The sequence below is a fragment of the Streptomyces griseoluteus genome (assembly GCF_004784465.1).
Classification (GTDB): domain Bacteria; phylum Actinomycetota; class Actinomycetes; order Streptomycetales; family Streptomycetaceae; genus Streptomyces; species Streptomyces griseoluteus.
Window position 1 is genome coordinate 743,528 of the sequence record NZ_SRRU01000001.1, and the last position, 24,434, is coordinate 767,961.

Below are 24,434 nucleotides of genomic sequence, written 5' to 3' on the forward strand. Positions count from 1 at the left end.
GTCCTTGGTTGCTAGGTGCACCTGCCGGGTTGCATCGCATTTCTCCAGTGATTCCCCGTCCCGGCCGCCCCGTCCGGTTCGCGCTCTACGCAGGGAACGCCGCGATGCGGACCCTCGGCCTATGGGGGCTTTAGAGAAGGCGTCACGTCGGCTGAATGGCGGCCAGTCGCGTTGCCCGTTCTGTGGTTTGCCGCAAGATCGGGTGGCCACGCTGGAGCAGGATTGGGTGATGTTGGAGCCGGACATGGCTCCTCTGGCTCATACGGTGCCGGCGGACTACCGGTGGATCGAGCTCTCCGATGGGAGGGTGACCGTGTACGGCGTGTGTCCGCCCGATCAGTTCCAGCGGTGCCGCATCGAGCACCGATTGGCCTGCCCGGCGCAGGCGCTGCCGGATCTCTGGCCGTGGCTGACGACGCTCCGCGGGGAGAACGCGCGCCAGGCGGAACGGCAGGACGAGCCCAAGCCGCCTCCGTCCATTGAGGAATGGCCGGACGCCGGCTGACGGCCACGACGGAAATGGCGGGCCTGACCTGGGTCGATGCTCCCAAGATCCCGTCCATGAATAGTCCACAGACCCCGTCCTAGCTAGGGGCGCGGTGATCGCGAGAGGTTTCCTTAGGAATCTACCGAAAGGCTATTGACTTACGACGCCAGGCGTGGATCGTAGTTAGTAGCCCATAACACCGAAAGAGTTGCAAAGTCGATCAGGACGTCTAGTCGGCGAAGTGACTTGGACAGGATATGGTTCAGGCCCCCAGCAAGCCGGCGCGATACCGAGACGACAGTGACGACTGGAGTTTCAGGACACGCGCAGTACTACTGGGGACTGTTTTTTGCCCTCAGGGTGCGGCCACTGCACTGTGCTCTACCGCGACGGTCGGCCGACCGAGATCGGCTACGGCGGGGCACCGCCCGATGAACCGATCGTCAGGCCCCTGGACCTGTCCGGGGGCTTTGCTGTTTGCCGGGGCTGACCTGGGCAGACGTCTCAAGATCCTGTCCACGAATAGTCCACAGACGCCGACATACGGCCGCTTCGGGCGGCACATGCCTGCACATACGCGAAGACCCCGGCCTCAGCGTTTCCGCTGGTGACGGGGTCTTTGGGCACCTGATCCAAGGTGCCCCCGGCAGGATTCGAACCTGCGCACACGGCTCCGGAGGCCGTTGCTCTATCCCCTGAGCTACGGGGGCGTGTCGGGCGTTGCGCTGGGCGCTTGCGGCGACGGGTAGAACCCTAGCAGGTCTTCGAGGGTGATCAGGAACGGGTTTGCCCGGGCGGGGTCGACTGGCGGGCCCACCGTGGGGAGGGCCTTGTTCTGCGGCTCGGCCGGAGCCTGGCCATTGTGCGAGGTGTGCGTCCGGCACACGTGGTCCGGCGGGGTTTCTCCGTGGCCGGCTGCGCCTCCCCGCCTCCGCAAGTTCGCCCCAGGGATGGCCCGGCCGCACTCCGGCGCTCGGCCTGGCCTCCATTCGAGGCTCACCATGTCCGTGAACCGAGGTCTGGCGTCGGCCAGCAGCCGCCCCTACAGCGCCCCCCTCGTGTCCGTGGGCCTGGGTTCGGCGCCGACCGACGGCCGCTCCTACGGCGTCCCTCCGTCTCCGTGGTCCGGGACCTGGCATCGGCCGGCATCCACCCCTACGGCGCCCCTCTCGTGTCCGTGGGCCCGGGCTCGGCGCCGGCCGGCAGCCGCCCCTACGGCGCCCTCTCCCTCCGTGTCCGTGGTCCGGGACCTGGCATCGGCCGGCACCCACCCCTACGGCGTACCTCCGTGTCCGTGGGCCCCGGCCTGGCATCTGCCGGCGTCCACGCCTACGGCGGCCCACCGTGTCCGTCGTCCCGTCCCGTACCCCGCCCCCCCCGCAGCGGAGCGCCCCCCCCGTCCACCCAAATCCCACCACCACCCGTCAGAGCGAGAACTCCCGAAAATCGGGACGCGGCCGCCCGCCCCGACCTACTCTCGAGTTGTGTCAGGCGCGTCCGGCCGGGTGCTTGTTGTGGATGACAGCAAGGGCATCCGGCAGCTGATCAAGGTCAATCTCGAGCTGGAAGGGCTTGAGGTGGTGACCGCGGTCGATGGTGCCGAGTGTCTTGATGTGGTGCACCACGTGCGCCCGGACGTCATCACGCTCGACGTCGTCATGCCCCGTCTCGACGGGCTCAGTACCGCCGCCCGCCTCCGGGCCGACCCCCGTACCCGCGACCTCCCGCTGGCCATCGTCAGCGCGTGTACGCAGTACGAGGTGGAGAGCGGGCTCGACGCGGGCGTCGACGCCTTCCTGCCCAAGCCCTTCGAGCCCGACGAGCTGGTTCGCCTAGTCAAGGGGCTGCTGGAGCGGAGCGACCGGCGTGACGGGGTCTGCTTCGGCGGTTAGCCACCCGTCCCCGCCCCCTGTCCCACCTCCCCTAGGCTTGTCCCGTGACCCCCGCCGAGCTGTCCCGTACCGTCCTGGACGCGGTGTGCCGTGCCGTGGACGCCGGGGAGCTGGACGTGGCTCCGCCGGAACGGGTCACCCTCACCGAACCCGGCCCCGGCGGCTGCGGCGACTTCGCCACCAACGTCGCCCTCCGCCTCGCCCGTCCCGCCGCCCAGCCCCCGCTGCGCGTCGCCGACATCCTGCGAGCGCGGCTGCTCGACGCGGACGGGGTCCGCGATGTCGTCGTCACCGGGCCGGGGTTCCTCAACATCAGCCTCCGCGCCCGCGACGACCTGCTCACCGGGCTCGTCCGCGAGATCCGCGAGCGCGGTACGGAGTACGGGTACGGGGACGCCCTCGCCGGGCAGACCGTCGTACTGCGGGTGCCGTACGAGGTGCGCGCCGAGGTCGTCGCCGACGCCGTCGCGCGGATCGTCGCCACCCAGGGCGGCCGGGCGGAGATCGAGCACGGCGAGCCCGTCACGCTACGGCCGGTGCCCGCCCCCGAGGACCCCGCGCCGCTCGGCCCCGACGCCGCCCGCTGGGCCCTCCTCCACCCCGCCCCGCACGACCGGCCCCGCATCACCGCCGACCACCTCGTCCAACGCGAGATCAACCCCCTCTTCCGCATCCGCTACGCCCACGCCCGCGTACGCGCCCTGATCCGCAACGCCCACGACCTGGGCTTCACGGCGGAACCGGGCGAGCTGGGCTTCGCGGGTACGGCCGGCTCACCGGGCCACGACGCGGGCACCCCCCACCCCCTCCAGACCCCCCTCGCCGACCACCCCCGCATCCTCCGGACCGCCGCCACCGCCCAAGCCCCCGACCGTCTGGCCCGGCATCTCCTTGCCGTCGCCGACGCTCTCCTGCCCCTTCTCCCCGAGGTGCTCCCCGTGGGGGAGGAGAAACCCGGGGCCGCCCATCGCGCCCGGCTGGCGCTTGCCGAAGCCGCCGGGGCGGTGCTTGCCGGTGGCCTGTCCCTGCTCGGCATCGACGCACCCGAACACCTCTGAGAACAGAGAGCCACTCATGAGCCGTTCCGCCCACCCCGCCGGGCCCCGTCACGCCGATGTGCTGCCCGAGGGGCACTACTCGGCCCCGCCGGCCGACCTCAACTCCCTCGACCCCAAGGTGTGGGCCCACACCGTGCGCCGGGACGAGGACGGTGTCGTCAGCGTCGGCGGCCGCACCGTGACCGAGCTGGCGGAAGAGTTCGGCACGCCCGCGTACATCCTCGACGAGTCGGACTTCCGGGCCCGCGCCCGCGCCTGGCGCACCGCGTTCGGCACCGACGCCGACGTGTTCTACGCCGGCAAGGCGTTCCTCTCCCGCGCCGTCGTGCGCTGGCTGGACGAGGAGGGGCTCAACCTCGACGTCTGCTCCGGCGGCGAACTGGCCACCGCGCTGTCCGCCGGGATGGACCCCGCCCGCATCGCCTTCCACGGCAACAACAAGTCCGTCGAGGAGATCACCCGCGCCGTCGAGGCCGGCGTCGGCCGGATCGTGCTCGACTCCTTCCAGGAGATCGCCCGCGTCGCGCACATCGCGCAGGGGCTCGGCAAGCGGCAGCGGGTGCAGATCCGCATCACCGTCGGCGTCGAGGCGCACACCCACGAGTTCATCGCCACCGCGCACGAGGACCAGAAGTTCGGCATCCCGCTCGCGGGCGGCCAGGCCGCGGAGGCCGTACGGCGTGCTCTCACCCTCGACGGGCTCGAACTCATCGGCATCCACAGCCACATCGGCTCGCAGATCTTCGACATGTCCGGCTTCGAGGTCGCCGCCCACCGCGTGGTCGGCCTGCTGAAGGACATCCGCGACGAACACGGCGTCGAGCTGCCCGAGATCGACCTCGGCGGCGGCCTCGGCATCGCCTACACCAGCTCCGACGACCCCCGCGAGCCGCACGAGATCGCCAAGGCGCTCACCGAGATCGTCACCCGCGAGTGCGAGGCGGCCCGGCTGCGCGTCCCCCGTGTCTCCGTCGAGCCCGGCCGCGCCATCGTCGGCCCGACCGCGTTCACGCTGTACGAGGTCGGCACGGTCAAGCCGCTCGACGGGCTGCGGACGTACGTCTCCGTCGACGGCGGGATGTCGGACAACATCCGCACCGCGCTGTACGACGCCGAGTACAGCGTCGCCCTTGTCTCGCGCACCAGCGACGCCGAGCCGATGCTCACCCGCGTCGTCGGCAAGCACTGCGAGAGCGGGGACATCGTGGTCAAGGACGCGTTCCTCCCCGCCGACCTGGCGCCGGGCGACCTGATCGCCGTCCCCGCCACGGGGGCCTACTGCCGGTCCATGGCGAGCAACTACAACCACGTCCTGCGTCCGCCGGTCGTCGCGGTCGGCGACGGCGAGGCGCGGGTGATCGTCCGGCGCGAGACGGAGGAGGACCTGCTCCGGCTGGACGTCGGCTGAGCCTCCCCGAGGCCGCCCGGGGCCCGTTCCGGGAACACGAAACAGATGTCTCACGATTCGGACGAAAGGCGGAAAGCCCCATCCGGTGAGTGAGACTGGTCGAACCGTAGACGGTGAGAGGAAACGAGGTCGGATGATGCGTACGCGTCCGCTGAAGGTGGCGCTGCTGGGCTGTGGAGTGGTCGGCTCCGAGGTGGCGCGCATCATGACGACGCACGCCGACGACCTCGCCGCCCGCATCGGGGCCCCGGTCGAACTGGCCGGGGTCGCCGTACGGCGGCCCTCGAAGGTGCGCGCCGGGATCGACCCCGCGCTCGTCACCACCGACGCGACCGCCCTGGTCAAGCGGGGCGACATCGACGTGGTGGTGGAGGTCATCGGCGGCATCGAGCCCGCCCGCGCCCTGATCACCACCGCGCTGGAGCACGGCGCCTCCGTCGTCTCGGCCAACAAGGCCCTGCTCGCCCAGGACGGCGCCGCCCTGCACGCCGCCGCCGAGGAGCACGGCCGGGACCTCTACTACGAGGCCGCGGTCGCCGGTGCCATCCCGCTGATCCGCCCGCTGCGCGAGTCCCTCGCCGGCGACAAGGTCAACCGGGTGCTCGGCATCGTCAACGGCACCACCAACTTCATCCTCGACAAGATGGACTCCACCGGCGCCGGCTACCAGGAGGCCCTCGACGAGGCCACCGCGCTCGGGTACGCCGAGGCCGACCCCACCGCCGACGTCGAGGGCTTCGACGCCGCCGCCAAGGCCGCCATCCTGGCCGGGATCGCCTTCCACACCCGGGTCCGCCTCGACGACGTGCACCGCGAGGGCATGACCGAGGTCACCGCGGCCGACTTCCGCTCGGCGCGGGAGATGGGCTGCACCATCAAGCTGCTCGCCATCTGCGAGCGGGCCAGGGGCGGCGCGTCGGTCACCGCCCGCGTCCACCCCGCGATGATCCCGCTGAGCCACCCGCTGGCCTCGGTGCGCGGCGCGTACAACGCGGTGTTCGTGGAGTCCGACGCGGCGGGCCAGCTCATGTTCTACGGCCCCGGCGCCGGCGGCGCGCCCACCGCCTCGGCGGTCCTCGGTGACCTCGTCGCCGTCTGCCGCAACCGCCTGGGCGGCGCGACGGGGCCCGGCGAATCGGCGTACGCGGCACTGCCCGTCTCGCCGATGGGGGACGTCGTCACGCGGTACCACATCAGCCTCGACGTCGCCGACAAACCGGGTGTCCTCGCCCAGGTCGCCACGGTGTTCGCCGAGCACGGGGTGTCGATCGATACGGTCAGGCAGCAGGGTAAAAATCAGGGCAGCGGCGACGCCGTCGCCGTCGAGCAGGGTGGCGGCGGGCGACGGGAGGGCGGCGAGGCGTCCCTCGTCGTCGTCACGCACCGCGCCTCCGACGCGTCCCTCACCGGGACCGTGGAGGCGCTGCGCAAGCTCGACACCGTGCGGGGTGTCGCCAGCATCATGCGGGTTGAAGGGGAGTAAGCGGCAATGACCCACCAGTGGCGCGGAATCATCGAGGAGTACCGGGACAGGCTGCCGGTCACCGACAGCACGCCCATCGTGTCGCTCCGTGAGGGCGGCACGCCTCTCGTGCCCGCCCAGGTGCTCTCCGAGCGCACGGGCTGCGCGGTCCACCTCAAGGTGGAGGGGGCCAACCCCACCGGCTCCTTCAAGGACCGGGGCATGACCATGGCCATCACGCGGGCCAAGGAGGAGGGCGCCAAGGCGGTCATCTGCGCCTCCACCGGCAACACCTCCGCCTCCGCCGCCGCCTACGCGGTGCGCGCGGGCATGGTCTCGGCCGTCCTCGTCCCGGAGGGCAAGATCGCGCTCGGCAAGATGGGCCAGGCCCTCGTGCACGGCGCGAAGATCCTCCAGGTCGCCGGGAATTTCGACGACTGTCTCGACCTCGCGCGCGCCCTGAGCGACAACTACCCGGTGGCGCTGGTCAATTCGGTCAACCCGGTGCGCATCGAGGGCCAGAAGACGGCCGCCTTCGAGATCGTGGACATGCTGGGCGACGCCCCCGACATCCACGTCCTCCCGGTCGGCAACGCGGGCAATATCACCGCCTACTGGAAGGGCTACCGGGAGTACGCCGCCGACGGCCCGGCCACCCGCACCCCGCGCATGTGGGGCTACCAGGCGTCGGGCAGCGCGCCCATCGTGCGCGGCGAGGTCGTCAAGGACCCCTCAACCGTGGCCACCGCCATCCGGATCGGAAACCCCGCCTCCTGGAGTTACGCCCTGGCCGCGCGGGACGAATCCGGCGGCCACATCGACGAGGTGACGGACCGTGAGATCCTGCGCGCCTACCGGCTGTTGGCCGCGCAGGAGGGCGTCTTCGTGGAGCCAGCCTCCGCCGCCTCGGTGGCGGGACTGCTCAAGGCCGCCGAGCAGGGCAAGGTCGACCCCGGCCAGACCATCGTCTGCACCGTCACCGGCAACGGCCTGAAGGACCCCGACTGGGCCGTGGCCGGCGCACCGCAGCCGGTCACCGTGCCGGTCGACTCGGCCGTCGCCGCCGAGCGGCTCGGCCTCGCCTGACGCCAGGCCCGAGAGGGTGCACAGGGGGCTTGCGACACGCATCGTGCGCCTCCTGTGCGCCCTATGTCGCGGTGGAACCTTCCTTCGATAGGCTGGGGGCAACCCGCCCACCGCACATGCCCACCGCGTGTGGCACGGCGCCGCCGCCCCAAGCGGCCCCACGGGTTCTCCGTACGTCATCGAGTGTCCGCACCGGATGCCCCTCGCGGGCCATTCGGCAGTCACGTCCGTCAACGCAGCTCAAGGAGAGACTTCGAGCGATGGCCGGTCCCGCCTTCCGCGCCGCCGCCGTCCGGGTGCGCACCCCCGCCACCAGCGCCAACCTCGGTCCGGGCTTCGACGCCCTGGGCCTCGCGCTGGGGCTGTACGACGACGTGGTCGTCCGGGTCGCCGACTCCGGGCTGCACATCGACATCGCCGGTGAGGGCGGTGAGACGCTCCCGCGCGACGAGCGCCATCTGCTCGTACGCGCTCTGCGTACCGCCTTCGACCTGCTGGGCGGACAGCCGCGCGGGCTGGAGATCGTCTGCGCCAACCGCATCCCGCACGGCCGGGGCCTCGGTTCGTCGTCCGCCGCGATCTGCGCGGGGATCGTCGCCGCGCGCGCGGTGACCATAGGCGGCGAGTCCCGTCTCGACGACACCGCGCTGCTGGAGCTGGCCACCGAGATCGAGGGCCACCCGGACAACGTCGCGGCCTGTCTGCTCGGTGGATTCACCTTGTCCTGGCTGGAGTCGGGCGCCGCCCGCGCCATCCGGACCGAGCCCGACCCCTCCATCGTCCCGGTGGTCTTCGTGCCCGCGAAGCCCGTGCTCACCGAGACCGCGCGCGGACTGCTCCCGCGTACCGTCCCGCACGTCGACGCCGCCGCCAACGCGGGCCGTGCCGCACTGCTCGTCGAGGCCCTGACCCGGCGCCCCGAGCTGCTGCTGCCCGCCACCGAGGACCGGCTGCACCAGGAGTACCGCGCCCCGGCCATGCCGGAGAGCGCCGCACTGGTGGAAAGGCTGCGCGCGGACGGCGTCGCGGCCGTCATCTCCGGTGCCGGGCCCACGGTCATGGCGCTCACCGACGAGGCCACCGCCGACAAGGTGCAGGCCCTCGCGGGCGCCGACTGGGCGGCCAACCGGCTGAGCGTCGACACACAGGGAGCGAGCGTGCTGCCGCTTGCGCCCTGACACCCGGTTGCCGGATTTGGAGAGGGGGAATGTTTGTTGCATCCGGTAGTGTTAATCTCAAGTCTGCACCCGACCCCACCATGGCGAGGTGCTTCGTGTCCCCGTCAGGGACAGACATTCTTCCGGGAGCCTCCCAAGCCACTCCGTGTTCCGTGCGCCGTACCTGGGCAGTACGTCGTGTGGCAGCACTGAGCGAGTCAGCGGGCACGCTCCGGAATCGGCGCCGCCGCGCCATGTGACACCGGGTGTCACGGCTCGCGGGAGCGCCATCACCAGAAATTCTCTTCCGCCGCTTCATGGCGGACCACCGCCCCGGCTCGGTACTTCCGAATGGCACCGATGCCGGACAGCACAACCGGTCGCCGAGCCAGACAGGCCGACGTCCGCTCCAGGGAAGGACCCTTCGTGAGCGACACCACCGATCTGATGGGCGCACGTGTCGAGGAGACCGCTGCCGCGCCCGCCACGGACTCCGCGCCTGCCACCGGTGCCGGCTCCCGGCGGCGCCGTGGTACCGGCCTCGAGGGCATGGTGCTGGCCGAGCTCCAGCAGGTCGCCTCGGGCCTCGGCATCAGAGGCACCGCGCGGATGCGCAAGAGCCAGTTGATCGAGGTCATCAAGGAGGCCCAGGCCGGGGGCAGCGCCCCCAAGGCCGAGGCCGCCGAGGAGACCAAGCCCAAGCGCCGTGCCACCTCCAAGGCCCGTACGGGTGAGGCCGCCGGCGAGGCGAAGGCGGAGCAGGCCGCGCAGCCGGCCGCCGACAAGGCCGCCCAGATCGACATCCCCGGCCAGCCGGCCGGCGGTCCCGCCCGCTCGGGCGAGGCCGAGCGCGAGGACGCGCCGAGCGAGCGCCGCCGCCGTCGTGCCACCGCCGACGCGGGCAGCCCGGCCGCCGCCGAGTCCACCGAGACCAAGGGCGAGAAGAGCGAGCCGAAGGGCGACGCCCAGCAGCAGCCGCACGCCGACGGCAAGGCCGACGACGGCGAGGGCCGCGGCCGCCGCGACCGCCGGGACCGTGACCGCGACCGGGGCGGCCGTGACCGCGACCGCCGCGGCAAGGGCGACGACCAGCAGGGCGGCGGCCGTCAGGACCGCCAGCAGGGCCAGCAGCAGGGCGGCCGTCAGGACCGGCAGGACCGCGACCGCCAGCAGCAGGACGACGACGACTTCGAGGGCGGCCGCCGTGGCCGTCGCGGCCGCTACCGCGACCGCCGGGGCCGTCGTGGCCGCGACGAGATCGCCGAGCCGCAGGTCAACGAGGACGACGTCCTGATCCCCGTCGCGGGCATCCTGGACATCCTCGACAACTACGCGTTCATCCGCACCTCCGGCTACCTGCCGGGTCCGAACGACGTGTACGTCTCCCTCGCCCAGGTCCGCAAGAACGGTCTGCGCAAGGGCGACCACATCACCGGCGCGGTCCGCCAGCCGAAGGAGGGCGAGCGCCGCGAGAAGTTCAACGCGCTGGTCCGCCTCGACTCCGTCAACGGCATGGCGCCCGAACACGGCCGCGGGCGGCCGGAGTTCAACAAGCTGACGCCGCTGTACCCGCAGGACCGGCTCCGTCTGGAGTCCGAGTCCAATGTGCTGACGACCCGGATCATCGACCTCGTGTCGCCGATCGGCAAGGGCCAGCGCGGTCTGATCGTGGCCCCGCCGAAGACCGGCAAGACCATGATCATGCAGGCGATCGCCAACGCGATCACGCACAACAACCCCGAGTGCCACCTGATGGTCGTCCTGGTCGACGAGCGTCCGGAAGAGGTCACCGACATGCAGCGGTCGGTGAAGGGCGAGGTCATCTCCTCCACCTTCGACCGCCCGGCCGAGGACCACACCACGGTCGCCGAGCTGGCCATCGAGCGCGCCAAGCGTCTGGTGGAGCTGGGTCACGACGTGGTCGTGCTGCTCGACTCCATCACGCGTCTGGGCCGTGCGTACAACCTCGCCGCCCCGGCGTCGGGCCGTATCCTCTCCGGTGGTGTCGACTCCACGGCGCTCTACCCGCCCAAGCGCTTCTTCGGTGCCGCGCGCAACATCGAGGACGGCGGTTCGCTGACCATCCTCGCCACCGCGCTCGTCGACACCGGGTCCCGCATGGACGAGGTGATCTTCGAGGAGTTCAAGGGCACCGGCAACATGGAGCTCAAGCTCGACCGGAAGCTCGCCGACAAGCGCATCTTCCCGGCGGTGGACGTCGACGCGTCCGGTACCCGCAAGGAGGAGATCCTGCTCGGCAGCGAGGAGCTGGCCATCACCTGGAAGCTGCGTCGCGTGCTGCACGCGCTCGACCAGCAGCAGGCGATCGAGCTGCTGCTCGACAAGATGAAGCAGACCAAGTCGAACATCGAGTTCCTCACCCAGATCCAGAAGACGACGCCGGCTCCCGGCAACAGTGACTGAGCCCCGCTGAGCCACTCGCTTCGGATCTTCGGGCCGCCCCCGCCGCACACGCGACGGGGGCGGCCCCTTTTGCGTGCTGAACGCTCCCGCGAGACCTTTGCCACAGGTGTGACGTTCGGTACCGGCTTGGCTCGGTAGGGCCCCTTACGGGAAAGCCCAGGTGAACGGGGCAACGGTCCGCCGTTTCGAGCACGGAGGGTGACAGCTGTCGTACCAGGTGGCGCACCGCTTTGTGCGAGCCTGTCCCGAGTTTCCCTGTCCGACCAGGTGGAGCGACGATGGAGTGGTGATGACCGCTCCCGACCCTGAACGCAGGGGGTAACCGAACGGACGAGACCTAGGAGCGCAGTGTCCACCGAGAGCACGCCGGAGTCCGGCATACCGGAGACCGGAGACGGCCCCCGCGGCCGGAGCAAGGGGCGCCGCCGCAAGCCCCGCAGCACGGGCCGCAAGGCCCTGCTCGCCGCGGCATGGACAGCCGCCGGTGTGGTCGTGCTGGCGGGCGCCGGCGCCGGGTACGTCTACTTCAAGCTGAACGGCAACATCCGCAGCATCGACATCAACCAGGTGCTCGGCCGCGACCGGCCCGCGAAGGCCGACAACGGCTCGCAGAACATCCTGGTCCTCGGTTCCGACACCCGCGACGGCGCCAACCGGAAGATCGGCGGGGGAGCGGCCGACAGCGGCGCCCGCTCCGACACCGCGATGATCGTCCACCTCTACAAGGGCCACAAGAAGGCGTCCGTGGTGTCCATCCCGCGCGACACCCTCATCGACCGGCCCGCCTGCGCCGACACCAAGGGCCACACGTACCCGGCGGCGAAGAACGTCATGTTCAACTCGGCCTACGCCACCGGCGGCGCCCCCTGCGCGGTCAGAACCGTCGAGTCGCTCAGCGGCATCCGCATGGACCACTACCTGGAGGTCGACTTCGCGGGCTTCCAGCGCCTGGTCGACGACCTCGGTGGCGTACGCGTCACCACCACCCGCGCCATCCGGGACCCGGACAGCCATCTGAACCTGGCGGCCGGCACGCACACCCTCGACGGCGCGCAGGCGCTCGGCCTGGTGCGCACCCGGCACGGCGTCGGCGACGGCTCCGACCTCGGCCGCATCCAGCTCCAGCAGGCGTTCGTGAAGGCCCTCATCGCCCAGACCAAGCAGGTCGGCGTGCTGAGCAACCCCAAGAAGCTGTACGACCTCGCCGACACCGCGACCCGGACCGTCACCACCGACTCCGACCTCGGCTCGGTCAACTCCCTCGCGGACTTCGCGGGCGGCCTCAAGGGCATCAGCGCCTCCGGGATGCACATGGTCACCATGCCGGTGCAGTACGACCCGGCCGACCCCAACCGGGTGCTGCTGGAGCGGACCAAGGCCCGGCAGATATGGACGGCGCTGAGGAATGACCGGCCGGTCCCGGACTCCGCCACCGCGGGCTCGGCCACCGGTGGCGCCAAGGGCGTCGTCGCTCCCTGAGCCACCCCTGAGCCGCCCTGAGCCGCCCCGAGGGCCCGGGGAATAGAACAGCCCCACCCCCGGTTTTGGGGGATGGCGCCAGTCCTGGCAGACTGGTACGTCGGCTCCGGTTCACGCACCCGCATTCCCGCGGTGGCGACCCGGCGCCCTCCCGAACCTAGGAGACACCTTGAAGCGTGACATCCACCCCGAGTACTTCGAGACCCAGGTGAGCTGCACCTGTGGCGCCTCGTTCACCACCCGGAGCACCATCGACGGCACCATCCGTGCCGAGGTCTGCTCCGAGTGCCACCCGTTCTACACGGGCAAGCAGAAGATCCTCGACACCGGTGGCCGCGTGGCCCGCTTCGAGGCCCGCTTCGGCAAGGCTTCCGGCTCCAAGAAGTAGCGAGCCCCGAACCGCCGGTCCACGGTCGCGCCCCGCGAGGGGCGTGACCACGGACCGGCGTTTTTGGTCGCCCGCCAGTCCTTCACCCGCAGTAACAGGAGCCGAAAGATGTTCGAGGCAGTCGAGGAACTCGTTGCCGAGCACGCCGATCTGGAGCGCAAGCTCGCCGACCCGTCGGTCCACGCCGACCAGGCGAACGCGCGCAAGCTGAACAAGCGCTACGCCGAGCTGTCCCCGATCGTGGCCACCTTCCGCTCCTGGAAGCAGACCGGGGACGACATCGAGACCGCCCGTGAGCTGGCGGCCGACGACCCCGACTTCGCCGCCGAGGTCAAGGACCTGGAGAAGCAGCGCGAGGAGCTGACCGACAAGCTCCGCCTGCTCCTGGTCCCGCGCGACCCGAGCGACGACAAGGACGTCATCCTGGAGATCAAGGCCGGCGCCGGCGGCGACGAGTCCGCCCTGTTCGCCGGTGACCTCCTGCGCATGTACCTGCGCTACGCCGAGCGCGTCGGCTGGAAGACCGAGATCATCGATGCCACCGAGTCCGAGCTGGGCGGCTACAAGGACGTCCAGGTCGCGGTGAAGTCCCGCGGCCAGACCGAGCCCGGCCAGGGCGTGTGGGCCCGCCTGAAGTACGAGGGCGGGGTGCACCGCGTGCAGCGCGTGCCCGCCACCGAGTCCCAGGGCCGCATCCACACCTCCGCCGCCGGTGTCCTCGTCACCCCCGAGGCCGAGGAGGTGGACGTCGAGATCAACCCCAACGACCTGCGGATCGACGTCTACCGGTCCTCCGGCCCCGGCGGCCAGTCGGTCAACACCACCGACTCCGCCGTGCGCATCACCCACCTGCCCACCGGTGTGGTCGCCTCCTGCCAGAACGAGAAGAGCCAGCTCCAGAACAAGGAGCAGGCCCTGCGCATCCTGCGCTCCCGGCTGCTCGCCGCGGCCCAGGAGAAGGCCGAGGCGGAGGCCGCCGACGCCCGCCGCAGCCAGGTCCGCACCGTGGACCGCTCCGAGAAGATCCGCACGTACAACTTCCCGGAGAACCGCATCTCGGACCACCGCGTGGGCTTCAAGGCGTACAACTTGGACCAGGTGCTCGACGGCGAGCTGAGCACGCTGATCCAGGCGTGCGTCGACGCCGACTCGGCCGCGAAGCTCGCGAACGCCTGAGAACGCCCCGCAGGACCACGCACGAGGACCGGAGGACAAGCGTGCAGCAAGACTTCGGGGGGCGACCCCCGAGCCCCCGCAGCGTGCTGCTCGCGGAGGTGGCCCAGGCCACCCAGCGGCTGGCCGACGCCGGAGTGCCCTCCCCGCGCACCGACGCCGAGGAGCTGGCCGCCTTCGTGCACGCCGTCAAGCGCGGCGCCCTGCACACCGTGAAGGACTCCGACTTCGACGCCCGGTACTGGGAGGTCATCGCCCGCCGCGAGCAGCGCGAGCCGCTCCAGCACATCACTGGGCGGGCCTACTTCCGCTACCTGGAGCTCCAGGTCGGCCCCGGCGTCTTCGTGCCCCGGCCGGAGACCGAGTCGGTGGTCGGCTGGGCGATAGACGCGGTACGCGCCATGGACGTCGTCGAGCCCTGCATCGTCGACCTGTGCACCGGCTCCGGCGCCATCGCGCTGGCCCTCGCCCAGGAGGTGCCGCGCTCGCGGGTGCATGCCGTCGAGCTGTCCGAGGACGCGCTCAGGTGGACCCGTAAGAACGTCGAGGGCTCCCGCGTCGACCTGCGCCAGGGTGACGCCCTGACCGCCTTCCCGGACCTGGACGGCCAGGTCGACCTGGTCATCTCCAACCCGCCGTACATCCCGCTCACCGAGTGGGAGCACGTCGCCCCCGAGGCCCGCGACTACGACCCCGGGCTGGCCCTGTTCTCCGGCGAGGACGGGCTCGACCTGATCCGGGGCATCGAGCGCACCGCGCACCGGCTGCTGCGCCCCGGCGGTGTCGTCGTCATCGAGCACGCCGACACCCAGGGCGGCCAGGTGCCGTGGATCTTCACCGAGGAGCGGGGCTGGGCCGACGCGGCCGACCACCCCGACCTCAACAACCGCCCCCGGTTCGCCACGGCCCGCAAGGCGACGCTGTGACCACCGCGCAGAACCACTTCCAGAGTTACGTGTACGAGGAGGCCCGCTAGACATGGCACGGCGATACGACACCAATGACGCCACCGACCGCGTGACGGGCCTGCGCGAGGCAGCCGCCGCCGTACGCCGGGGCGAACTGGTGGTGCTGCCGACCGACACGGTCTACGGCATCGGCGCCGACGCGTTCTCCTCGGAAGCCGTCGCCGACCTGCTCGCCGCCAAGGGCCGGGGCCGCAACATGCCCACCCCCGTGCTCATCGGCTCCCCGAACACCCTGCACGGCCTGGTCACCGACTTCTCCGAGCTGGCCTGGGAACTCGTCGACGCCTTCTGGCCCGGCGCGCTCACCCTGGTCGCCCGGCACCAGCCGTCCCTCCAGTGGGACCTCGGCGACACCCGCGGCACGGTCGCCGTACGCATGCCGCTGCACCCGGTCGCCATCGAGCTGCTCACCGAGGTCGGCCCGATGGCCGTCTCCTCCGGCAACCTCACCGGCCACCCCGCCCCGGAGACCTGCGACGACGCCCAGCGCATGCTCGGCGACTCCGTCTCCGTCTACCTCGACGGCGGCCCCACCCCGGGCAACGTGCCCTCGTCCATCGTGGACGTCTCCGGCCCCGTTCCGCTGCTGCTGCGCCAGGGCGCCATCTCCCCGGAGGAGCTGCGCAAGGTCGTACCCGACCTCGAGGTGGCGAATTGACGGCCCCCCAGCGGTACGTCCCGCCCGAGCGCTCCGGGCAGGGGGTCACCCCATGCGCGGCATAGGCGGCGCGGACCGCCCGGCGGAGCAGACCACCACCTTCGGGTTCCCGCGCGACACCTTCCGCATCCTCCACGTCAGCACCGGCAACGTCTGCCGCTCGCCCATCACCGAGCGGCTGACCCGGCATTTCGTGGCGGAACGGCTGGGGGTGCTCGGCGGCGGCCTGATCGTGGAGAGCGCCGGCACCTGGGGCCACGAGGGCGCCCGGATGGAGGAGAACGCGGAGACCGTGCTCTCCGAGTTCGGCGCGGACGCGGCCGGGTTCACCGGCCGGGAGCTGCTGGACGAGCACGTCATCATGGCCGACCTGGTGCTGACCGCCACCCGCGACCACCGCGCCCAGGTCATCTCCATGGGCCACTCGGCGGGCCTGCGCACCTTCACGCTGAAGGAGTTCACCCGCCTGGTCCGCGCGATAGATCCGGCCACCCTGCCGCCCCTGGAGGACGGCGTGGTGCTACGCGCCCGCGCCCTGGTCCGCGCGGCCGCCGCGCTGCGCGGCTGGCTGCTCGCCCCCACCGCCGAGGCGGACGAGGTGTACGACCCCTACGGGGCGCCGCTGCCCTTCTTCCGCTCCATCGGCGACGAGATACGCGACGCCCTCGACCCGGTCGTCACCGCGCTGACGGGCGTGCCCGCCCGCATGTGACGCGCGCCGGGCTCCGGCGCGGGACGGGTCCGGCGGCCGAGCGGCCGCCCCCGGCACGGCCTACATTGGAGACCTGGGGTCCCGCCCCACGTCACCGTCGACCGCCCGGAGCCCGCCATGTCGGTCACACCCGTCCTGGAAGCGGACGTACTGAGCCGGCAGGACCCGGAGCTGGCCGAGATCCTGCGCGGGGAGCTGGACCGGCAGTCGACGACCCTCCAGCTCACCGCGGCCGAGAACTTCGCCTCGCCCGCCGTGCTCGCCACCCTCGGCTCCCCGCTGGCCAACAAGTACGCCGAGGGCTACCCCGGCTCCCGGTACCACGGGGGCTGCGCGCTGGCCGACACCGCCGAACGCATCGCCGTGGAGCGCGCCAGGGCCCTCTTCGGCGCCGAGCACGCCAACGTGCAGCCCCACACCGGCTCCTCGGCCATGCTGGCCGCCTACGCGGCCGTGCTGCGCCCCGGTGACACCGTCCTCGCCCTCAGCCTGGACGACGGCGGCCATCTCACCCATGGCTCGCCCGCGAACTTCTCCGGCTGCTGGTTCGACTTCGTCGGCTACGGCCTGGACCCGGAGACCGGGCTGGTCGACCACGGCGAGGTGCGCCGGCTGGCCCGCGAACACCGGCCCAAGGCGATCGTGTGCGGCTCGATCGCCTACCCCCGCCACTTCGACCACGCCTTCTTCCGCGACGTCGCCGACGAGGTCGGGGCGTATCTCATCGTCACCCTCGCGCACTCCGCCGGGCTGGTCGCCGGGGGAGCGGCGCCGAATCCGGTGCCGTACGCGGACCTGGTGTGCGCCACCACGCACAAGACGCTGCGGGGGCCGCGCGGGGGGCTGATCCTGTGCGGGGCCGGGCTGGCCCGGCGGGTCGACCGGGCGGTGTTCCCCTTCACCCAGGGCGGCGCCCAGATGAACAGCGTCGCCGCCAAGGCCGTCGCGTTCGGCGAGGCGGCCACCCCCGCGTTCGCGGCCTACGCCCACCAGACGGTCGCCAACGCGCACGCGCTCGCCGGATATCTGGCCGACGCCGGGTTCACGGTCGCCACCGGCGGCACCGACACGGCCCTCGTCGTGGCCGACCCCGCCCCGCTCGGCATGGACGGCCGCACCGCGCGCGGGCGGCTCGCGGCCGCCGGACTGGTGCTGGACTGCTGTGCGCTTGCGCACACCGGCGGCCGGGCGCTGCGGCTCGGCACCGCCGCCGTCACCACCCAGGGCATGGGGGAGCCGGCCATGGCCCGGATCGCCGCGCTGCTGGTCGGCGTGGTGACCGGCGCCCTGCACCCGGCCGCCGCACGGGCCGAGGTGCGCGAGCTGACCGCCGACTTCCCGCCGTACCCGGAGTGAGAACCGGGGTGAGAAGGGGAGGCGGAAGGGGTGGCATACGGGTACGGAACGCCCCCACGGAACCATCCCCGTCCCCCGCCGGTCCTTAACCGTACGTGTCCCTCGCTAGGGTGTGGGGCTGTGATGGCCAGCGAACTCTGTGGGGATGCCCGTGCGTGAATACCTGCTGACGCTTCTCATCACGGCCGCGGTGACCTACCTGCTGACAGGGCCGGTACGGAAATTCGCGATCGTGGCGGGAGCGATGCCGGAGATCCGGGCACGGGACGTGCACCGGGAGCCCACTCCGCGGCTCGGCGGTATCGCCATGTTCTTCGGACTGTGCGCGGGGCTGCTCGTCGCGGACCACCTGGAGAACCTCAACGAGGTCTTCGCCAAGTCCAACGAGCCCCGCGCCCTGCTGTCCGGGGCCGCGCTGATCTGGCTGATCGGCGTGCTGGACGACAAGTTCGAGATCGACGCCCTGATCAAGCTGGGCGGGCAGATGATCGCCGCCGGTGTGATGGTGGTGCAGGGTCTGACGATCCTGTGGCTGCCGGTGCCCGGTGTGGGCCTGGTCGCCGTCACCCAGTGGCAGGGCACCCTGCTGACCGTCGCCCTGGTCGTCATCACCATCAACGCGGTCAACTTCGTCGACGGCCTCGACGGTCTCGCCGCCGGCATGGTCTGCATCGCCACCGCCGCGTTCTTCATGTACGCCTACCGCATCTGGTACGGCTACGGCATCGAGGCGGCCGCCCCGGCGACGCTGTTCGCGGCGATCCTGATGGGCATGTGTCTGGGCTTCCTGCCGCACAACATGCACCCGGCGCGCATCTTCATGGGCGACTCCGGCTCCATGCTGATCGGCCTGGTGCTGGCCGGCAGCGCCATCTCCGTCACCGGCCAGATCGACCCGGACCGGCTGAACCTGTTCTCCGGTTCCGAGCGCAGCACCGTGCACCAGATGGTGCCCGCGTACATCCCGCTGCTGCTGCCGCTGTCGATCATCGCCATCCCGGCCGCCGACCTCGTGCTGGCCATCGTGCGCCGCACCTGGCGCGGCCAGTCGCCGTTCGCGGCGGACCGCGGGCACCTGCACCACCGGCTGCTGGAGATCGGGCACTCGCACAGCCGCGCGGTGCTCATCATGTACTTCTGGTCGGCCCTCATCGGCTTCGGCGTGCTCGCCTACTCGGTCAACTCGGCCTCGATGTGGATCGTCCTCGGCGTCGTCTTCCTCAGCGCCATCGGCCTGGTCATGCTCCTCCTCCCCCGCTTCACCCCCCACGCCCCCCGCTGGGCCCAGCACTTCGTCCCCCCGCGCTACCGCCGCTATCCGGAACCGTCGGAAGAGGGCGAGGAGGCGGGGACCGAGTCCGGCGAAGCGTCCACCGCAGCCCTCACCGACGCCACCACCGCCTCGACCGCGGTGGCGGCGGTGCCGGGCGTCAACGGGGCGACCGCGATCGGCGCTCGTACGCGTTCCGCCAAAAGTCGCAAGGTAAGAATCTGACTAGAGCATTGCCAAGTCGTGGGGGAGCAAAGCCCCCTAATACCAGACAAGCCCACCCGGTTCTTGCACCTGTGCGCGTTGTCACTCTCATGTGTGACGATCGATACGTCTCCAGGTAAAGACCTCATCAAATAGTTTGTGATACGGTTCACGAGAACCCAGGACAGAGCCGGAGACCGTGAAGCCACGGTTCGACGGCGTGAGAGTTTCCGTACTCGGTCCGGGACTACGCTCGTCCATGACGACACCTGCCCCCTGTGAAAGCGGAGTTGCCGCCATGCCGTCCAATGACGTCCGGATTCTTGCCCAGGCCGCGGTGCCCACGGCTGCCGTCGGCGCGATCGCCGCCGTTGTCAGCGGTGTGGTCGCCGGCGGCAAGGGTGCGATCGGGGCCGTCGTGGGCACACTGATCGTCATCCTCTTCATGGGGATCGGTCTTTACGTCCTGCAGCGCACCGCCAGGTCGTTCCCGCAGCTGTTCCAGATGATGGGCCTCATGCTCTACGCGGCCCAACTCCTGCTGCTGGTCGTCTTCGTGGCCGTTTTCAAGAACACGAACCTGTTCAACCCCCGGGCCTTCGCCATCGTCCTGGTGGTCACCACCCTGACGTGGATCGCCGCGCAGGCGCGCGCCCACATGAAGGCCAAGATCCTCTATGTCGATCCCGATGCTCCGTCGAAGGAAGACAAGTCCCACAAGACGGACCGCTCGTCATGAGGGGTAGGGCCGGGATAAAGGCGCGGGAGAGATCCTGCTATCGTCCGGTGCCAACTGCGGCATCGCGGGCGCGGGCATTCGAGCTGACGCCTGTTCCACTGCGAGGCTAGATGCCCCCCAGCCGCCCCCACATCCGTAACACCAGTCCCGTGCCGAACCGCGGCCGTACGCCGCGCCGACACAACGAGGTTGCCGTACCTATGCGCCACGATGAAGGAGCCCGCGGTGAGTGCTGACCCGACGCAGACGCTCGCTTTCGACACGAGCTGTCACCTGTTCTCCGGGTGCGGCTTCCCGGCTCCGGGCCTGCACTCGTTCCTGTTCAAGCCGCTCTGGGGCGACGCGGACAGCAACCTGTACTTCAACAAGACGATGCTGCTGGCCCTGATCGGCTCCATCGTCGTCGTGGCCTTCTTCTGGGCGGCCTTCGCCCGCCCGAAGGTCGTCCCCGGCAAGCTCCAGATGATCGCCGAGTCCGGCTACGACTTCATCCGGCGCGGCGTCGTCTACGAGACCATCGGCAAGAAGGAGGGCGAGAAGTACGTACCTCTGGTCGTCTCGCTGTTCTTCTTCGTCTGGATGATGAACCTCTGGTCGATCATCCCGGTCGCCCAGTTCCCGGTGACGGCGATCATCTCGTACCCGGCCATCCTGGCCGCGATCGTCTACGTCCTCTGGGTCGGTCTCACCTTCAAGCGCCACGGCTTCGTCGGCGCCTTCAAGAACTTCACCGGTTACGACAAGTCGCTCGGCGCGGTGCTCCCGCTGTCGATGACGATCGAACTGTTCTCGAACCTGCTGGTCCGGCCGTTCACGCACGCCGTGCGGCTCTTCGCCAACATGTTCGCCGGTCACACGCTGCTGCTGCTCTTCACGATCGCCAGCTGGTACATGCTGAACGGCATCGGCATCGCCTACTCCGGTGTCTCGTTCGTCATGGTCCTCGTGATGACCGCCTTCGAACTCTTCATCCAGGCTGTCCAGGCGTACGTCTTCGTGCTCCTCACGTGCAGCTTCATCCAGGGCGCGCTCGCCGAGCACCACTGAGCCCGCTCAGCCACACCCATCCAGACATCCGGTGGCCATCCCCCACCGGACATTGAAAGAGAAGGAAGAACCGGCATGTCCGCTCTCGAAACCCTTGCCGCCGGTGTCCAGATCAAGGGCAACCTCGGCTCCATCGGTTACGGTCTCGCCGCCATCGGTCCGGGCGTCGGCGTCGGCATCATCTTCGGTAACGGCACGCAGGCCCTCGCCCGCCAGCCCGAGGCGGCCGGCCTGATCCGCGCCAACCAGATCCTCGGCTTCGCCTTCTGTGAGGCGCTCGCCCTCATCGGTCTGGTCATGCCGTTCGTCTACCCGGCCTCCTGATCCGACCGCCGCGTTACCCATAGACGAAAGGCACTGATACATGAGCCCCCTGGTAATGCTGGCGGCTGAGGAGGCCGAGAACCCCCTCATCCCGCCGATCCCAGAGCTCGTCATCGGCCTGATCGCCTTTGTCATCGTCTTCGGCTTCCTCGCCTGGAAGCTTCTCCCGAACATCAACAAGGTTCTGGAGGAGCGCCGCGAAGCGATCGAGGGCGGGATCGAGAAGGCCGAGGCCGCGCAGACCGAGGCTCAGAGCGTCCTCGAGCAGTACAAGGCCCAGCTCGCCGAGGCCCGTCACGAGGCCGCCCGGCTGCGCCAGGAGGCTCAGGAGCAGGGTGCGACGCTCATCGCGGAGATGCGGGCCGAGGGCCAGCGTCAGCGCGAGGAGATCGTCGCCGCCGGTCACGCCCAGATCGCGGCCGACCGTAAGGCCGCCGCGGCCGCGCTCCGCCAGGACGTCGGCAAGCTCGCCACCGAACTGGCCGGCAAGCTCGTCGGTGAGTCCCTCGAGGACCACGCCCGGCAGAGCCGTGTGATCGACCGCTTCCTCGACGAGCTCGACGAGAAGGCCGAGGCCACGCGATGAACGGAGCGAGCCGCGAGGCCCTGGCAGCCGCACGGGAGCGTCTCGACGCGCTGACGGACTCCACCTCCGTGGATGCCGCGCAGCTCGCCGACGAGCTGGCGGCCGTCACCGCGCTGCTCGACCGCGAGGCCGGCCTGCGCCGGGTCCTCACCGACCCGGCGCAGCCCGCCGAGGCCAAGGCCGAGCTGGTGCGGCGCCTGATCGGCGGCCAGGTGAGCGGTCCGACCGCCGACCTGGTGGCCGGCATGGCCCGGTCCCGCTGGTCGCAGCCCCGCGACCTGGTGGACGCGCTGGAGCAGCTGGCGGACATCGCCGACCTCACCGCCGCGGAGAAGTCGGGCACGCTGGACGACGTCGAGGACGAGCTGTTCCGGTTCGGCCGCATCGTCGCCTCCGACCCGGCTCTGCGCGCCGCGCTGACCGACCGGTCGGCGTCCACCGCGGCCAAGGCCGAGCTGGTGCACCGGCTGCTGGGCGGACGGGCCAAGCCCGCCACCGAGCGTCTGGTCACCCGGCTGGTCACCGCGCCGCGTGGACGTAGCCTGGAAGCGGGACTCGAGTCCCTGTCCAAGCTGGCCGCGGAGCGCCGGGACCGGCTGGTGGCGATCGTCACTTCGGCGGTCCCGCTGAGCGAGGCCCAGAAGCGTCGCCTGGGCGACGCCCTGGCCAAGCTCTACGGCCGCCGGATGCACCTCAACCTGGACGTGGACCCCGAGGTGATCGGCGGTGTGCGGGTGCAGGTCGGTGACGAGGTCATCAACGGCTCCCTGGCGGACCGGCTGGACGACGCCGCCCGCCGTATGGCGAGCTAGAACGTAAACAAGCAGTACGTAAGTAATTACGGCCCTGGTTGGGCCGTGCAGAGGATTCACCTCGTTCAGGGGGGAGTCCGGAGTCAGACATCCCCCCAAAGTGAAACTTCGGGCCCAACAAGGAGAGCAGGGAACCCAGATGGCGGAGCTCACGATCCGGCCGGAGGAGATCCGGGACGCACTGGAGAACTTCGTCCAGTCGTACAAGCCGGACGCGGCCTCGCGCGAGGAGGTCGGTACGGTCACCGTCGCCGGCGACGGCGTCGCGAAGGTCGAGGGTCTTCCCTCGGCCATGGCCAACGAGCTGCTGAAGTTCGAGGACGGCACCCTCGGCCTCGCCCTCAACCTCGAGGAGCGCGAGATCGGTGCCATCGTTCTCGGCGAGTACAGCGGCATCGAGGAGGGCCAGCCGGTGCACCGCACCGGAGAGGTCCTCTCCGTCGCCGTCGGCGACGGCTACCTCGGCCGTGTCGTCGACCCGCTGGGCCAGCCGATCGACGGTCTCGGCGAGGTCGAGACCGACGGCCGCCGCGCCCTCGAACTGCAGGCCCCCACGGTCATGCAGCGCCAGTCGGTGCACGAGCCGATGGAGACGGGCTACATGGCGGTCGACGCCATGACCCCGATCGGCCGCGGCCAGCGCCAGCTCATCATCGGTGACCGCCAGACCGGCAAGACCGCCCTGGCCGTCGACACGATCATCAACCAGCGCGACAACTGGCGCACCGGCGACCCGAACAAGCAGGTCCGCTGCATCTACGTCGCCATCGGCCAGAAGGGCTCCACCATCGCCGGCGTGCGCCGCGCGCTGGAGGAGAACGGCGCGCTGGAGTACACGACCATCGTCGCCGCCCCGGCGTCCGACCCGGCCGGCTTCAAGTACCTGGCGCCGTACACCGGTTCCGCCATCGGTCAGCACTGGATGTACCAGGGCAAGCACGTCCTGATCGTCTTCGACGACCTGTCGAAGCAGGCCGACGCCTACCGCGCCGTGTCCCTGCTGCTGCGCCGCCCGCCGGGCCGCGAGGCCTACCCCGGTGACGTCTTCTACCTGCACTCCCGTCTGCTGGAGCGCTGCGCGAAGCTCTCCGACGACTTGGGCGCCGGCTCGATGACCGGTCTGCCGATCGTCGAGACGAAGGCCAACGACGTCTCGGCGTTCATCCCGACCAACGTCATCTCCATCACCGACGGCCAGTGCTTCCTGGAGTCGGACCTCTTCAACGCCGGTCAGCGTCCCGCGCTGAACGTCGGTATCTCCGTCTCCCGAGTCGGTGGTTCCGCCCAGCACAAGGCGATGAAGCAGGTCTCCGGCCGACTGCGCGTGGACCTCGCCCAGTTCCGTGAGCTGGAGGCGTTCGCCGCCTTCGGTTCCGACCTGGACCAGGCGTCCAAGAACCAGCTCGAGCGCGGTCAGCGCATGACCGAGCTGCTGAAGCAGGACCAGTACCAGCCGATGTCCACCGAGGACCAGGTCGTCTCGATCTGGGCCGGTGGTACGGGCCGCATGGACGACGTGCCGGTCGAGGACGTCCGCCGCTTCGACAGGGAGCTGCTGGAGTTCCTGCACCGCAAGCACCAGGGCCTGATGACCTCCATCCGGGAGGGCGGCAAGCTGTCGGACGACACCCTGCAGGCCCTCAGTGACGCGATCGCGGAGTTCAAGAGGCAGTTCGAGACCTCGGACGGCAAGCTCCTCGGCGACGACACCCCGGCCTCTCCCGCCAAGTGACGTAAGGAAGGG

Annotated in this window: 22 protein-coding genes and 1 tRNA gene; 22 read left to right on the forward strand and 1 reads right to left on the reverse strand. The window is 70.6% G+C overall.

Going from position 1 to position 24,434, the window contains the following annotated elements; all coding sequences use genetic code 11:
- Positions 1-121 precede the first annotated feature (121 nt).
- Positions 122-505 (forward strand): DUF6083 domain-containing protein, encoded by a 384-nt coding sequence (locus tag E5082_RS03600; RefSeq protein WP_135789799.1) that lies wholly within the window; start codon positions 122-124, stop codon positions 503-505.
- A gap of 620 nt (positions 506-1,125) precedes the next feature.
- Here E5082_RS03600 and E5082_RS03605 read toward each other — a convergent pair.
- Positions 1,126-1,197, reverse strand: a tRNA-Arg gene (locus tag E5082_RS03605).
- 735 nt (positions 1,198-1,932) lie between these two features.
- Here E5082_RS03605 and E5082_RS03610 point away from each other — a divergent pair.
- The 21 genes from E5082_RS03610 to atpA all read left to right on the forward strand — a co-directional run bounded on the left by E5082_RS03610 (position 1,933) and on the right by atpA (position 24,422).
- Positions 1,933-2,379 carry a response regulator gene (locus E5082_RS03610; protein ID WP_135790126.1) on the forward strand — a complete coding sequence of 149 codons (447 nt, stop codon included), beginning with the start codon at positions 1,933-1,935 and terminating at the stop codon, positions 2,377-2,379.
- A gap of 44 nt (positions 2,380-2,423) precedes the next feature.
- On the forward strand, positions 2,424-3,437 hold the full coding sequence (gene nrtL / locus E5082_RS03615; RefSeq protein ID WP_135789800.1) for an ArgS-related anticodon-binding protein NrtL: 1,014 nt from the start codon (positions 2,424-2,426) through the stop codon (positions 3,435-3,437).
- Between the two features lie 16 nt (positions 3,438-3,453).
- Positions 3,454-4,845 (forward strand): diaminopimelate decarboxylase, encoded by a 1,392-nt coding sequence (gene lysA, locus E5082_RS03620; protein ID WP_135789801.1) that lies wholly within the window; start codon positions 3,454-3,456, stop codon positions 4,843-4,845.
- Positions 4,846-4,978: 133 nt separating this feature from the next.
- The gene (locus tag E5082_RS03625) at positions 4,979-6,328 is read left to right on the forward strand and encodes a homoserine dehydrogenase (protein ID WP_190045312.1); all 1,350 of its coding nucleotides are present in this window, start codon (positions 4,979-4,981) and stop codon (positions 6,326-6,328) included.
- 6 nt (positions 6,329-6,334) lie between these two features.
- Positions 6,335-7,393, forward strand: coding sequence for a threonine synthase (gene thrC, locus E5082_RS03630; protein WP_135789802.1), 1,059 nt, complete (start codon positions 6,335-6,337; stop codon positions 7,391-7,393).
- 260 nt (positions 7,394-7,653) lie between these two features.
- Positions 7,654-8,571: a homoserine kinase gene (gene thrB, locus E5082_RS03635; RefSeq protein ID WP_135789803.1), complete on the forward strand. Its 918-nt coding sequence runs from the start codon at positions 7,654-7,656 to the stop codon at positions 8,569-8,571.
- Between the two features lie 405 nt (positions 8,572-8,976).
- Positions 8,977-10,974 (forward strand): transcription termination factor Rho, encoded by a 1,998-nt coding sequence (gene rho, locus E5082_RS03640; protein WP_135789804.1) that lies wholly within the window; start codon positions 8,977-8,979, stop codon positions 10,972-10,974.
- A 348-nt stretch (positions 10,975-11,322) separates the two neighbouring features.
- The gene (locus tag E5082_RS03645) at positions 11,323-12,453 is read left to right on the forward strand and encodes an LCP family protein (protein ID WP_135789805.1); all 1,131 of its coding nucleotides are present in this window, start codon (positions 11,323-11,325) and stop codon (positions 12,451-12,453) included.
- 169 nt (positions 12,454-12,622) lie between these two features.
- Entirely contained in the window at positions 12,623-12,841 is a 219-nt protein-coding gene (gene rpmE / locus E5082_RS03650; RefSeq protein ID WP_030815934.1) for a 50S ribosomal protein L31, read from the forward strand.
- A 108-nt stretch (positions 12,842-12,949) separates the two neighbouring features.
- Positions 12,950-14,017: a peptide chain release factor 1 gene (gene prfA, locus E5082_RS03655; RefSeq protein WP_135789806.1), complete on the forward strand. Its 1,068-nt coding sequence runs from the start codon at positions 12,950-12,952 to the stop codon at positions 14,015-14,017.
- Between the two features lie 83 nt (positions 14,018-14,100).
- Positions 14,101-14,940, forward strand: coding sequence for a peptide chain release factor N(5)-glutamine methyltransferase (gene prmC, locus E5082_RS03660; RefSeq protein ID WP_135789807.1), 840 nt, complete (start codon positions 14,101-14,103; stop codon positions 14,938-14,940).
- A gap of 52 nt (positions 14,941-14,992) precedes the next feature.
- A complete protein-coding gene (locus E5082_RS03665; protein WP_086692404.1) occupies positions 14,993-15,640 on the forward strand; it encodes an L-threonylcarbamoyladenylate synthase in 648 nt (215 codons plus the stop codon).
- 52 nt (positions 15,641-15,692) lie between these two features.
- Positions 15,693-16,352, forward strand: coding sequence for an arsenate reductase/protein-tyrosine-phosphatase family protein (locus E5082_RS03670; RefSeq protein ID WP_030815947.1), 660 nt, complete (start codon positions 15,693-15,695; stop codon positions 16,350-16,352).
- A 117-nt stretch (positions 16,353-16,469) separates the two neighbouring features.
- The gene (locus E5082_RS03675; protein WP_135789808.1) at positions 16,470-17,708 is read left to right on the forward strand and encodes a serine hydroxymethyltransferase; all 1,239 of its coding nucleotides are present in this window, start codon (positions 16,470-16,472) and stop codon (positions 17,706-17,708) included.
- A 151-nt stretch (positions 17,709-17,859) separates the two neighbouring features.
- Complete coding sequence (locus E5082_RS03680) at positions 17,860-19,203, forward strand: MraY family glycosyltransferase (protein WP_135790128.1); 1,344 nt, start codon at positions 17,860-17,862, stop codon at positions 19,201-19,203.
- A gap of 277 nt (positions 19,204-19,480) precedes the next feature.
- Positions 19,481-19,921, forward strand: coding sequence for a Cg1360 family ATP-synthase-associated protein (locus E5082_RS03685; protein ID WP_135789809.1), 441 nt, complete (start codon positions 19,481-19,483; stop codon positions 19,919-19,921).
- 210 nt (positions 19,922-20,131) lie between these two features.
- Complete coding sequence (gene atpB, locus E5082_RS03690) at positions 20,132-20,968, forward strand: F0F1 ATP synthase subunit A (RefSeq protein WP_086692398.1); 837 nt, start codon at positions 20,132-20,134, stop codon at positions 20,966-20,968.
- Positions 20,969-21,043: 75 nt separating this feature from the next.
- Entirely contained in the window at positions 21,044-21,292 is a 249-nt protein-coding gene (locus tag E5082_RS03695; RefSeq protein ID WP_018544514.1) for an ATP synthase subunit c family protein, read from the forward strand.
- Between the two features lie 40 nt (positions 21,293-21,332).
- Positions 21,333-21,878, forward strand: coding sequence for a F0F1 ATP synthase subunit B (locus tag E5082_RS03700; RefSeq protein WP_086692396.1), 546 nt, complete (start codon positions 21,333-21,335; stop codon positions 21,876-21,878).
- Positions 21,875-22,690: a F0F1 ATP synthase subunit delta gene (locus E5082_RS03705; protein WP_135789810.1), complete on the forward strand. Its 816-nt coding sequence runs from the start codon at positions 21,875-21,877 to the stop codon at positions 22,688-22,690. Before E5082_RS03700 ends, E5082_RS03705 begins: the two co-directional genes overlap by 4 nt.
- 139 nt (positions 22,691-22,829) lie before the next feature.
- Complete coding sequence (atpA, locus tag E5082_RS03710) at positions 22,830-24,422, forward strand: F0F1 ATP synthase subunit alpha (RefSeq protein ID WP_135789811.1); 1,593 nt, start codon at positions 22,830-22,832, stop codon at positions 24,420-24,422.
- Positions 24,423-24,434 lie beyond the last annotated feature (12 nt).